We start from the raw sequence: 13191 nt of genomic DNA, 5'->3' as shown, positions 1-13191 counted from the left end.
GAATAGACTCCCCTTAAAGGGGAGTTTTTACTTTTTAATATTGCGAAGGGGTAAATCCAAGTTCATATCTAAATTCGCCTTTGTTTCTCGCTCCAAGTTATACATTGTTGCTCTAAAACTAGATACATCCTTCATCAAAATTGGATCATTTAAATGCAATACCGGTTTGAAAACATGATCAATATCCACATCAAGCTGCTCATGCAAATCTAAATAGACAGGACCATCAAAATCAATCGTAATCGGAACCTGATAAGTACGCTTTAAATGAAATGGAACTTCAAGCTGAATAGGCAAATCTAAATTTAACGGAAATTTAGGTAAAAATCGTGTTTTATACACCAAATCTGTTGTTGCACTAATTGGAATCGTTTGATCGATTTTTACTTTGGTTTGATAATCCACACTCACAGAAACAGGGACTTCGACTTTAAACTTAAGATTGGTTTTATATTTACCCTGCAAATCTAAATCAATATTTTCCTGTACTTTAATTTCTGTATTTAATGCGCCAATTGCTTGTACCTCAAGATAATTCCCAACATCAATTTTGGTCGGCAATGATTCTGACAACTGTACACTTGCATTCTTCGCACTGACTTGAACAGATGCTTGAATATTGAGATATAGCCAAAAACCTACCGCGACAATGCCTGCCACAACAATAAATACGAGCGAACTATATCCCACGATCTTTTTAGCACTCATGCTTCTCGAGCTCACTGGGCTTTCACCGATTCAGCAGATTGATCATCCTTCTGAGCTTTAATAGGTCGTGTTGCTTCCACTTTTTGATTTTTTTGTAATGTTAAGGTATTGAGTGGGATAACCAACTCACCTTTTTGTATTTTTATTGGCAAAGTATTTTGTACTTCGACTGAAGCCTCTAGTGCAGTTTTAATTGGTACATTCAAGTGACCTTGTACTGGTATATCCACATCTAAATCCGTTTTTAATGGGATGCGTAGATTCTCTTTTAAATCAGCTTGAACAGGTGCTTGAAATTTCAAGTGAACCATTTGATCTAAGGGAACATCCATTTCAACAGGTACATCAAGTTTAATTGGAATCATCCCTTTCAATGGCAATGTAATATCTTTGCCTAAAATGCGAACCTTAACTTTAGTATCCACTGCTAAATTTTGGTCCACAATCAAATTTTCACGTACTGGAATGACCGTTTTAATTGGTACTTGATTGTCGAAATGAACCATAGGATTCAGTGTTTGTTGTACAGGAATAGAAAGATTTTCACGCATTGGAATGGTCGTTTTCACGCGACCTGTCACATTTACATCCAAAGCATCATGGATTTGAACTTTCGCTTGCAATGGCTCCTGAAGATCAATATTCACGGCTTGATCTTTAAGTGGAATGTAAATTTTAAAATGTTGAAAAACCCATAAGGCAATTGCTATACCACTCGCGGCAGCCAAAGCAATCAGCACGAAGCCAATGACAAGATATTTGATGCGCAAAAATATAATCCTTTAACACTTATTTTTTTAATCACTTGCTCACAATCCATATTTTATGTGAACAAATACGCAATTTTTCAATATTAAACCACTTATTTTGAAGAAACCATATTGCTCTAAAGTCTTAATTACGTAAATTTAGGCAAATAAAAAAGAGCCTCGAAAGAGGCTCTTTTTATGCTTTACAAATTATGCATTTGTTTCAGCAGGTACTTTTGGATAGCTTACGCCGCCCATTTGTTCAGCGATACGCAGAACTTGGCAGCTATAACCTACTTCGTTGTCGTACCATACATATGCTGTTAAACGGTTACCAGACGTAATTGTTGCTTGCGCATCAAAAACACCTGCAGTGCGTGAACCAATAAAGTCAGACGATACAACTTCAGTAGAGTTTGTATAACCAATTTGACCTTGGAGATTAGAGTTGATAGAAATTTGACGAATATATTCGTTCACTTCATCACGATCAACTTCTTTATCTAAAGTCAGATTAAGGATTGCTAAAGACACGTTAGGTGTTGGTACACGTACAGAGTTACCAGTTAATTTGCCTTTAAGCGCTGGAAGTGCTTTAGCAACTGCTTTAGCAGCACCCGTTTCAGTGATCACCATGTTCAACGTTGCAGCACGGCCACGACGGTCAGCTTTATGGTAGTTGTCGATCAAGTTTTGGTCGTTCGTGAACGAGTGAACTGTTTCAACGTGACCATTAATCACTGTATATTTGTCATGAAGTACTTTCAACGTCGGTGTGATCGCGTTTGTAGTACAGCTTGCAGCAGAGATGATTGTATCTTCATCAAGAATATCAGCTTGGTTAACACCAAACACAACGTTCTTCATATCACCTTTACCAGGTGCAGTTAAGATTACACGTGCAGCGCCTGGGCATTGAAGGTGCTGAGCAAGACCTTCAGCATCACGCCATTTACCAGTGTTATCAATCACCAATGCATTTTCAATACCATATGCAGTGTAATCCACTTCTGATGGGTTAGATGCATAGATCACTTTGATGAATTGACCATTCGCAATAATTGCTTCGTTCTCTTCATCTACAGAAATCGTACCTGCAAATGGACCATGAATAGAGTCACGACGAAGTAAAGAAGCACGTTTCTCTAAATCACCATCAGATGATTTACGAACAACAATCGCTTTAAGGTTTAGACCACGACCAAGACCAGACTGACCAATCATAAGACGTGCAAGGATACGACCAATACGCCCAAAACCATAAAGCACAACATCTTTATGCTCAACAGATGCAGCATTTCCTTGTAGTGATTTAACAGCGTCAGCAACGAATGCATCTACATCGCCACCTTTTGCTTTAAATTCTACAGCAAGTTTGCCTAAATCGATTTCAGCTGTGCCGATATTTTGTACTTTAACCAATGCTTCAAGGATTGGGAAAGTATCTACAGCAGAAAGTTCAACGTCTAAAACACGTGTACGACGGTGAGCTTTAAGAATTTGGATAACCGAGCGGTTAATTAAAGAGCGACCGTATACTGTAGCTACGATGTTTTTTTCACGGTATAACTGACCAACAAGGGCAATCATACGTTCCGCGAGTTCTTCACGGTTTTTCCAGCGACCTTGGTGCTCTGCATGTAGGGCAACGATAGTGTCTTTGCTCACAGATACGTCCTCTAATTAATTGTAAATCTAAGCATAAATTTCAAAACCCCATAATTGTAAAGGAATTAGCTCAGAGTTGAAATGAAAACTCGGTTTATTTTTTACTAAAGCAATATTCTCTTTGTAAAAAATATATTTTAGCCATTGAATTACAATATAATTTTTTGGGTAAATGATTTCATTTAGATATCAAATACTGATCATTAAGCCTACAAATCCAATTTCGTCACTGAGTTGCAGCCTGTTCAACTAAATACTGGTGAAGCCGAAATATCCTGACTCAACATCATATTTAAATCTTCTAAATTAAAATCTTCTAAGTTTTCTGGGAGTTTGACCAATACTGGAAGCTTAGTTAAACCATTTTGCCCCGAAGGGAATGCATAATGTCGTTCAAACTCACTTGTAGCTGAAAAACTTTCAAATTCAATAAATACACTATATTTACGGTAGTTTTTAGGCACACTTAAAATATCTAGATAAGCCTGCTTCTTGATTTTCACCATGGCCAATGAAGTTTGTTGAAGTTCTTTTTCTAACTTTTCTCCAGCCACCATTCTTTTTAAAAATGAGCCTTGAACTTCAGCATAATCTCGTTTCAAACGCATCGTATGAGACAGCATTTCTCGGTAATCTTGAATATGTTGGCTTAAATCTTCTTGTAATGCATTTAACGGTTTCTTGGAGCGCTCATGCATGACTCCACGTTCATACATATTCAATGGTAAAAATATTTCATCTTTACGCTTTTCAAGTAGTTTTAAATAGGCTAACAACTTGTATTCAAACAACTGGACTGAGGAATTAAAAAATAATGAAGGCTGTTGTTTAAAATCTTTATAATTCGCCAGAATATCTGAAAATATGCGATGCACACTTTTAAACAGATGCTCATATTCTTCAATATGTGATAAATGCTGTTCTAAAGCCACCACAAGAGGTTGCAGCAATTCGACAGTCAATGCTTGCTCTATCTTACGTAAATGCTGTTTGGCTACAAAATCACTATTACTTCCAGCCATCCCTAAATTTTGTGTCAAAAGCGGTAATATCTTCTGTTCAGCAACATCTTCAAATTCTTGCACAATTTGAATGACATCTTTATGCACTTGATGCTGAATAGTAACCATCATCTGCACGTGTTCCATAAACTGTTTGATATACCCCTCTTCATTGTAACGGCGCATATCCAAAACCAACCCATTGAGATAAATTTGCTGGTTGTATTCCATTCGATCTTCAAATAAAAAACGACGGATCGAAAATGGATTTTGTTCAAACTGACTGGTTGGTGCGATGACGAATAGAAATTCAGAGGTTTTAACAATATCAAAGTGTCGAATGGACTGTTCTTTCAGCAACCATTGTGCAAAAAAAGGATGCTCCATGATCGATGAGCTTCTAGGTAGAAGCGGTTTAAACCAATACCCCAGTAATTGTTGCTTAATAAATACTTCTATCATAAAGCTCTTAATCTGAGCTGAAGTTAACTGGCGAGTTCCAACTGGTGTTTCAAGATTTAATTCACGAATTAACTTAGCAACATCTTGCAAAAAAACCCGACGCATTAGCATTTTTTCGCGTTGTAATTTTAAATTATCCTCAACAGCAATCTGGTCAATTTGATACAGCGCATTTTCTAAATAGTCTGCCACTTGTACGCAATCCGTCATCTCCTTCAACCATTGGATAGATTGACATAACTTTGCTGCAATGGAGCGCATTCTTTCACTAGAAAAGCTATGCTTTAAAATTCCCAGCGACGTCGTGACTTTATATTCGAATGTGTTATTCACACGATTCCAAAATATATCTTTAGGTTTGAGAATTTGACGATCAATTTCTTCGCGAACGTCACTATCAGAATGTTGAAATATACGCTCTAAGAGTCTTTGCCAGTTTAAATCCAGACTAGGCTCCATCTGTAATAATGCTGCTCTTGTTTGGTACTGAATCATGATTGTTAAATTAGAATTATTATTGATTTAACAAATTTATCACATTTTTACGTTTTAGTTAATTTTGTCACAAATATTTTTAAAGAATAAGTAATTATTCTTATCATTCAGTCAAAAACTCTTATGTACAACTCATCCTTATGTAATTACATGAAACTTAGTGCTCATCTTTTTGGGCTAGACGCGATTGTAGTTTCTTATGTTGATATTGAAGTAACTTTTCAGTTCTTCTTTGACGATAGAGATAAATTGCACCTTCCAAAATAAGGAGCAATACAGCAAACCAAATTGGAATATAAGTCAACCATTCTCCTGCTTCCACGCGTTCACCCATTGCCATTGATGCTCCTGCCAACAAAATCGGCTCTAAATAACTCAATAACCCAAAAATCACAAATGGAAGATATCTGCTCGCCAAGATGTAACTTCCAAGCCCTAAGGCACTTAACCAACCTAGACCTAGTACGGCTAAAATGAGATATTTAAACTCAATGATCAGGGGCAATGTGTTTGAATAAAAAAATGCTAGAAAAACAGCAACTGGAATCACCAGCAATAAATCCCACCAGAATCCACCTAAATGATCTGTTCCAAATTTTCTTCTTAAAAAAAAGTAGATCGGATAAGCCACAGCAACATACATGGTTTCCCATGCCACAGTACCGATGCGCCAGATTTCATGGCTAACACCAAGAATGGCAAAAAACACTGCTGCAATTTGCCACTTTGAGAGCTTTTCTTTGTAAAGAACGCAACCAAAGAGAACCATCACCAGAGGCAACAAAAAATATCCTAAAGAAACCTCAAGCCCCCGACCATTGATTGGCCCCCACAAAAATAACCAGAGTTGAGTTGTACACAAAAATGAACTGATCAAGAGCCAAATTAAAATAGATGGTTGTTTGCAAATTTTATTATAAATTTCTCGAACATATTTTAGATCACCCGACCACCACATAAACAGCGTTAAGAAAGGTAACGTGGCTAACATTCGCCAAGCAAAGGTTTGCTCGCTGTCTAGTGGTCTAAGAAAATACGTATAAAAATATAGCACCCCAAATGTCACTGATGCCATAACTGACAATGCTATACCTTTTAACATATCTGAACCTAAATTTTACCAAACGATATTATAGCTAGAATTCGTAGCAATAGATGTTGATGCGTAAAAAAACCACGCCTTAGCGTGGTTCTCATCATTTTCAACATTATTTTGTTGAACCAGGTGCTTGACCCGTTTGCTTTGTACGTATCACATCGCTTAAGTCATAACCAACGGATTTAGCATAATCAAGATACTCATTCACAACTGCTTGATCAGGATTATGCGTGCGAGAAAGTACCCACATGTACTTACGCTTAGGCTCACCCACGAGTACAGTTTGATAATCCTCATCCAGTTTCAGCACCCAATAGTCGCCACGACCAACTGGTAACCAGCGTATAGCACTCGGTAAGAAGCTAACTTTCAATTTTGTATTAAATGGCTGATTTTGTACAAATGCCTCACCCACTGACTGAGTAACTTTACCGTCAGCAGTAAAACAACGGTTATCAACATTGACATTACCATTTTCATTTAATGTATATGTCGCAGTCACATCACGATCACACTTGTTTTGGAAATAAAGTGGCTTACGTGCTACTTCATACCAAACACCTAAGTATTTATCGAGTTCAACTTTTTCAACAGTATTGAGTGGCTTGTCCTGAGCATAAACCATCGTTGCTGCCCCTAAACCAACCAATAAGGCACCACCCAATACAATCTTGCTAACATTGAAACCAGCAGATGGGAGACTCTTGATCATCTAAATAACCCCTATTTATTGAATTTTTTTGTGAGTATTCATTTACTCTTCAACAATAACGGTTATTTTTCGGCTTAATGTTACGTTATGTGATGATTTTACAGTGTTTTCTGTAAATTAAATCACTGAATTAACTGTGCTTTTAAACGCACGATCTCATCACGGAAACGCGCTGCTTGCTCAAACTGAAGCTCTTTCGAAGCTTTGAGCATTTCCTTCTCTAATTTAGCCAAATGTTTTGCCAATAGTTTTGGATCGGAAACAATATGGCGCTCATCCGCACTTAATGCACGTGCTTGTCCCGATACACTCTCATCAATTGACTCATCATCATACACTTCACCAGTATCAATTTCTTTGATGACTTGGCGGACTGCTGAACGCGGAGTGATGCCATGTTCTAAGTTAAAATTAATTTGTTTGGTACGGCGCCGCTCCGTTTCATCAATTGCTTTTTGCATTGAATCCGTAATCCGATCTGCATATAAAATAGCCTTTCCTTCAACATTTCGAGCAGCACGACCAATGGTTTGGATAAGTGAACGTTCTGAGCGTAAAAAGCCTTCTTTATCGGCATCTAATATTGCAACTAAAGATACCTCAGGCATGTCTAAACCTTCACGGAGTAAGTTAATTCCAATCAATGCATCGTAGACACCTGTTCGTAATTCATGAATGATCTTCACACGTTCAACAGTATCGATATCAGAGTGCAGATAAGCCACTTTGATCCCGTACTCTTTTAAATATGACGTCAAATCTTCAGCCATTCGTTTGGTTAACGTTGTGACCAAGACGCGTTCATTTTTATCTTTACGTTGATTAATCTCCGAAAGGACATCATCCACCTGAGTCAATACTGGTCGAATTTCAATGACGGGGTCAATCAATCCTGTTGGACGCACCACCTGCTCAGCAATTTGTTCTGATTTTTCTAATTCATAATTTGCAGGCGTCGCACTGACATAAATTGTAGTAGGAATAATACGTTCCCACTCTTCAAACTTCATTGGTCGATTATCCAATGCACTTGGCAAGCGGAAACCATAATTCACTAGATTTTCTTTACGTGAACGATCGCCTTTATACATCGCACCAATTTGAGGAACCGTAACATGCGATTCATCAATAATAAGTAATGCATCCTCAGGTAAGTAATCGAAAAGCGTTGGCGGAGCCTCTCCAGCTGGTCGACCTGATAAATGTCTCGAGTAATTCTCAATACCATTGGTATAACCAAGCTGTTGCATCATCTCAAGGTCATATCGAGTACGCTGTTCAATACGTTGAGCTTCAAGCAATTTATCTTCAGCTCTGAAATATGCCAAGCGCTCTTTGAGTTCTTCACGAATCGTTTCGATGGCACGCTGTAAGTTATCTTTAGGCGTCACATAGTGACTTTTTGGATAAATCGTGATTCGTGGAACTTTACGAATCATTTTTCCAGTCAAAGGATCAAACCAGCGGATCGAATCCACTTCATCATCAAATAGCTCAATCCGCACTGCATTTTGTTCTGACTCTGCGGGGAAAATATCAAGAATTTCTCCGCGAATTCGATAAGTACCTCGTAAAAATTCGAGTTCATTACGCGTATATTGCATTTCTACCAATCGACGAATCAACTCATCACGGCTGACTCGATCACCTGTCACAATATGTAGGAGCATATTCATATATGCATTAGGATCACCTAAACCATAAATGGCGGATACCGAAGCAACGATAATGGCATCCTTACGCTCAAGCAAAGCACGCGTTGCGGACAACCGCATCTGATCGATGTGATCATTAATAGCAGAATCCTTTTCAATAAAAGTATCAGATGACGGTACGTATGCTTCTGGCTGATAGTAATCGTAATAACTTACAAAATACTCAACAGCATTATGTGGAAAAAAAGCTTTAAATTCTCCATAGAGTTGAGCCGCAAGGGTTTTGTTGTGTGCCATTACAATGGTAGGACGTTGTAATTGCATAATCACATTCGCCATCGTATAGGTCTTACCAGAGCCTGTTACCCCTAATAGCAATTGATCCTTAAAACCTTGTTGTACCCCTTTAACAAGTTTCTCAATCGCTTGAGGTTGATCTCCTGCAGGCTCGTAATTAGTTACTAATTCAAATGGACGACTGTCACTCACTCGATAATTCTCGCTATACAGATGATGAAAATATGCAATAACACTGCTAATGCATGGCTTGCTTGCTCAAATCTTTATGATTTACTCATCTGATGATGAGGGTAAAAACCATAAATTCAATCAATTTTACTTGACCCTTACAGCAATCAATTGCACCATGAACTTAAATTGCATGTTGATGTAAAAAACTATGACTTACCAATATCACGATGAAACGATTATCAACAGTTTAAATGAAGATACAGTATTTGTATTTGGTAGTAATTTAGCAGGCACGCATGCAGGTGGTGCTGCAAAAATTGCACTTCAACATTTCGGTGCGATTAAAGGTGCTGGCCGCGGCTGGGCTGGACAGAGCTATGCAATACCGACCATGAATGAGCATTTGCAACAAATGCCTCTATCCCAGATTGAACACTACATCAATGATTTTAAGATCTATACAAAAAACCACCCCAAGATTAAGTATTTTATTACAGCCGTTGGTTGTGGTGTAGCAGGTTACAAAGTTGCTGAAATAGCCCCCATGTTCAAAGGTATATCAAAAAATGTGATTTTCCCGATTTCGTTTAAACCTTTCGTTGAACGAACCTTTCCTAAATTAAACCAACCTTTATTACATGCCATTTTTTCTTCTGAACTGCTGTTCGCGGATTCTTTAGAAACGGCATTTGAGCAACTTAATTTAAATGAATCTGAAAAGAAACTAGCCAATATTTTGATCGAAACGCCGATGTTCCCCGTGGACAGTAATGGACGTGAACGCATATTTGAAATCGAAGATATCCTCTATCATCTAAAAGATCAAACCTTCCAATATGAACCGAAGTCCGATCGTGCATTCATGATGGGTGGTGTGGTATTGGCTTTACTTGAACTCTACCAAATTAATGAACAAGATTTTGTTGATGTTTGGCAAGGGCTTAAGTCAATTTCTGCGCCAAAACCTGAGCATCGAGCAAAAAAATCAGTTTAATAAGATGTTGATTTTATAAGATTCATTCACTTATATTGTATTAATGAATGAATTTTAAACACCAAGGCTCGCATCTATGGATCATTTAGATCTGACCATCTTTGATTTATCTCCAATTGCGATGTGGCTACAAGACTTCAGCGGTGTTAAACAAATTTTTGAACAATGGACTGCTGAAGGTATTGAAGATATTGAAGCATATTTGATGGAGGATCACAGTCGTCTCCACCTTTGCTTGAGTACGATTCATACCTTACGTGTTAACCAAAGTACGCTTAAACTGTATGAAGCAAAAAACTTAGAAGAAATTTTAGAAAGTTTTCAGAAGTTCCTTCATCCTGAAGTCAGCACTTTCCAAATCCAATTTTTTGTATCACTTTGGAAGAATACTGAACATCATATTCCAGTGATCAATTATACGACCAATGGAAAGCGTTTAGATGTTCAATTACGCGGTATGAAATTAAAAGGTTATGAGGATAATTGGAAATGCCTACTCATGACCACCGAAGATATTTCCCAATATCAAAAAGCACGTCATTTTGCCGAATCTTTATTTACTTATAATCCAACAGCACTATGGATCATGGATTTTAGCCAAATTAAAAAAAGATTTGAACTGCTCCGTTTGCAAAACATTGAGAATTTAGACCAACACATTCATCAACATCCAGAATTTGTTGTGGAATGCTTTGAGCAAATAAATTTCATTGATGTCAATGAAGCGGCGCTCAAACTTTTTGCTGTGAAAGATAAATCTCAATTTTTACATCATTCTCATGATTTATTTAATATTAAACGTTTGGAAAATTTTAAAAGCCAGTTACTACAATTGTGGAATCATGAAGAATATCAACAGCGAGAAAGTAGTTTCTACAACGCGAATGGAGAACAAATCTTCGTTTTAGAACAGTTAAATATTTTTCCACATAATTTAGATGATTGGGCGGTGATACAAGTCGCCCTTACAGATATCACTGAACGAAAAAAATTAGAAAATCACTTACATTATTTGGGTCAACATGACATTTTAACTGATTTACATAACAGAACTTATTTTAATGAAGAAATTGAACGGATTGAGCAACTTGATCTCTATCCAGTGTCTTGTATTTACATTGACATGAACGGTTTAAAAATCATCAATGATCAGTTCGGACATGATGTCGGTGATCAGTATCTAAAAAACTTTGCCGAAATTCTTCAATTTGTCACTCACAAAAAAGATTTTTCAATTTCTAGAATAGGTGGCGATGAATTTGTATTATTGATGCCTCATGCCGATGTTGAGCAAGTTAAAATCCTTGTTCATGATCTTGAAACTCAAATACATCAACATAATCTAGATCACCCTCATCTTTCTATCAGCGTTTCACTCGGACATGCCACAAGACTTAAAGGCGAAACCTTAGAAGATATGTTACGCCGTGCAGATAAATGCATGTATATTAACAAGCATCATTTTTATCAAAATAAAAATCTAACGAATTGAGCATAGGATTTAGCTCAACGTTAGCTTAGCTCAAAAAAGTGTCTTAAATCACAAAAATAATAAAAAATTTGAATTTTATATCAAAATAATTTAGTGCTATATTATCCACAATTTATTGTTTTAAAAGAAAAGTTCAAGGATAGTTATGGAGATACTTGATTCATCAATTTTTGATTTATCTCCTATCCCAATGTGGTTGGAAGATTTTAGTGCCATTCAAACCATCTTTAACCAATGGCGTAGTGATGGGGTCACTGATTTAGCTTTACATCTTCAGCAAAATCCAGATCTTGTCACTTTATGCGCACATCAAATTAAGATTGTTAAAGTAAATCAAAAAACACTCGATCTTTTTGAAGCACAAAGCCTTAAACATCTCACCCAAAATTTAAGCACCATTTTCCAACATCAAATGTTTGATGCGCACATCGCAGAACTAGTTGCACTTTGGAAGGGTGAATTAGAGTTTACAAGTACAACCACTAATTTCACGCTGAGTGGTCAACCCTTAGACATAAAACTGCGAGCTGTCGTTTTACCTGGTTCAGAACAAAGTTTAGACCGTATTTTGCTTACTACAGAAGATATTAGTGGTTATATGCAAGCTCGGCGTTTAGAAGAGAAAAATCGTCGATTAGCTGAAGCAAGATTTAGTTATTCACCCACATCATTATGGGTTGAAGACTTTAGTCGCATTAAATTAAGACTCGATCATCTCAAATCAATTGGTATTGATGATTTCAGAACTTTTTTAGATGTGCATCAAGATTTCGTACAACAATGCATTGAAGACATTGTATTACTAGACGTCAACCAAGCAACATTGGATTTGTTCAAGGCATCGACGAAATCAGATTTATTTCAAAATCTAAAAAAAGTTTTCTCGAAAGAAATGCATCAAACTTTTAAGGAACAATTGATCGAACTATGGAATGGGAAAATTCATCATAGTCGTGAAGCGATCAACTATGCTTTGGATGGTTCAATTCGCTATGTTTTACTTCAATTCACTGTGTTTCCAGGTTATGAAGAAGATTGGGGGCTTGTACAACTTGCCCTAACGGACATTACAGCGCGAAAAAAAGCTGAGAGCTATTTAGAATATTTAGGTAAACACGACGTTTTAACAAAACTCAAAAACCGCTCGTTCTACACTGAAGAAATCCATCGATTGGAACGCGCAATTATTCGCCCAGTTTCTGCAATTTTTCTAGATATGAATGGCCTTAAACCGATTAATGATCAATTTGGTCATGATGCAGGTGATGAGATTTTACGCAGAATGGGTAATATCTTAAGTAGGACGATTCACAATACCGGTTATACAGCCTCTCGAATTGGAGGTGATGAATTTGTTATCCTGATGCAAGGTGCAAATGAAACTACCGTTCAGTCAACGATTTTGACCATTCAAGAATTATTGAATATCGATAATCAATATTATTCTAACCATATCATCAGTGCCTCAATGGGATTTGCTACAACCCTTGAGAATGAAACAATTGAGGATATGTTAAAGCGTGCAGATCAATCCATGTATGATCATAAGAGACAGTACTACAAATATTTATCCAATAAAAATCAATAGCTTATAATATTTATATCTTTAGATCATACATTTTATTTGCTCTTGAAACACTAGTCATTGCACTGGTGTTTTTTTTGAAAAAAATCAATCTTATTCT

10 protein-coding genes are annotated in these 13191 nt (G+C 36.9%); 3 read left to right on the top strand and 7 right to left on the bottom strand.

Annotated features, from left to right (window positions below):
- Window positions 1-27 precede the first annotated feature (27 nt).
- The 7 genes from FTV17_RS01815 to uvrB form a co-directional block, all read right to left on the bottom strand.
- Window positions 28-708: a hypothetical protein gene (locus FTV17_RS01815; RefSeq protein ID WP_179997915.1), complete on the bottom strand. Its 681-nt coding sequence runs from the start codon at window positions 706-708 to the stop codon at window positions 28-30.
- 11 nt (window positions 709-719) lie between these two features.
- On the bottom strand, window positions 720-1478 hold the full coding sequence (locus tag FTV17_RS01810; RefSeq protein ID WP_179997914.1) for an MFS transporter: 759 nt from the start codon (window positions 1476-1478) through the stop codon (window positions 720-722).
- A 189-nt stretch (window positions 1479-1667) separates the two neighbouring features.
- Complete coding sequence (locus FTV17_RS01805) at window positions 1668-3125, bottom strand: glyceraldehyde-3-phosphate dehydrogenase (protein WP_179997913.1); 1458 nt, start codon at window positions 3123-3125, stop codon at window positions 1668-1670.
- A 245-nt stretch (window positions 3126-3370) separates the two neighbouring features.
- Entirely contained in the window at window positions 3371-5083 is a 1713-nt protein-coding gene (locus FTV17_RS01800) for a hypothetical protein (RefSeq protein WP_179997912.1), read from the bottom strand.
- Window positions 5084-5240: 157 nt separating this feature from the next.
- The gene (gene rarD / locus FTV17_RS01795; protein WP_179997911.1) at window positions 5241-6185 is read right to left on the bottom strand and encodes an EamA family transporter RarD; all 945 of its coding nucleotides are present in this window, start codon (window positions 6183-6185) and stop codon (window positions 5241-5243) included.
- A 106-nt stretch (window positions 6186-6291) separates the two neighbouring features.
- Complete coding sequence (locus tag FTV17_RS01790; protein WP_179997910.1) at window positions 6292-6894, bottom strand: lipocalin family protein; 603 nt, start codon at window positions 6892-6894, stop codon at window positions 6292-6294.
- Window positions 6895-7016: 122 nt separating this feature from the next.
- On the bottom strand, window positions 7017-9038 hold the full coding sequence (uvrB, locus tag FTV17_RS01785) for an excinuclease ABC subunit UvrB (protein ID WP_179997909.1): 2022 nt from the start codon (window positions 9036-9038) through the stop codon (window positions 7017-7019).
- Window positions 9039-9228: 190 nt separating this feature from the next.
- Between uvrB and FTV17_RS01780 the strand changes: the two genes are divergently transcribed.
- The 3 genes from FTV17_RS01780 (at window position 9229) to FTV17_RS01770 (ending at window position 13094) form a co-directional block, all read left to right on the top strand.
- Entirely contained in the window at window positions 9229-10014 is a 786-nt protein-coding gene (locus FTV17_RS01780) for a hypothetical protein (RefSeq protein ID WP_092767050.1), read from the top strand.
- Between the two features lie 76 nt (window positions 10015-10090).
- A complete protein-coding gene (locus FTV17_RS01775) occupies window positions 10091-11506 on the top strand; it encodes a sensor domain-containing diguanylate cyclase (protein ID WP_179997908.1) in 1416 nt (471 codons plus the stop codon).
- Between the two features lie 145 nt (window positions 11507-11651).
- A complete protein-coding gene (locus FTV17_RS01770) occupies window positions 11652-13094 on the top strand; it encodes a sensor domain-containing diguanylate cyclase (protein WP_179997907.1) in 1443 nt (480 codons plus the stop codon).
- The last annotated feature ends 97 nt before the right edge of the window (window positions 13095-13191 follow it).

The sequence above is a fragment of the Acinetobacter sp. YH12239 genome (genome assembly GCF_013417635.1).
In the GTDB taxonomy this organism is placed as follows: domain Bacteria; phylum Pseudomonadota; class Gammaproteobacteria; order Pseudomonadales; family Moraxellaceae; genus Acinetobacter.
The sequence above is the reverse complement of the archived record's forward strand: the minus strand, read 5'-3'. Positions and strand labels throughout refer to the sequence as shown.

Coding starts and splice junctions, on each gene's coding strand:
- FTV17_RS01815 (WP_179997915.1), bottom strand. CDS start 708: ATGAGTGCTAAAAAGATCGTGGGATATAGTTCGCTCGTATTTATTGTT.
- FTV17_RS01800 (WP_179997912.1), bottom strand. CDS start 5,083: ATGATTCAGTACCAAACAAGAGCAGCATTATTACAGATGGAGCCTAGT.
- rarD (WP_179997911.1), bottom strand. CDS start 6,185: ATGTTAAAAGGTATAGCATTGTCAGTTATGGCATCAGTGACATTTGGG.
- FTV17_RS01790 (WP_179997910.1), bottom strand. CDS start 6,894: ATGATCAAGAGTCTCCCATCTGCTGGTTTCAATGTTAGCAAGATTGTA.
- FTV17_RS01780 (WP_092767050.1), top strand. CDS start 9,229: ATGACTTACCAATATCACGATGAAACGATTATCAACAGTTTAAATGAA.
- FTV17_RS01775 (WP_179997908.1), top strand. CDS start 10,091: ATGGATCATTTAGATCTGACCATCTTTGATTTATCTCCAATTGCGATG.
- FTV17_RS01770 (WP_179997907.1), top strand. CDS start 11,652: ATGGAGATACTTGATTCATCAATTTTTGATTTATCTCCTATCCCAATG.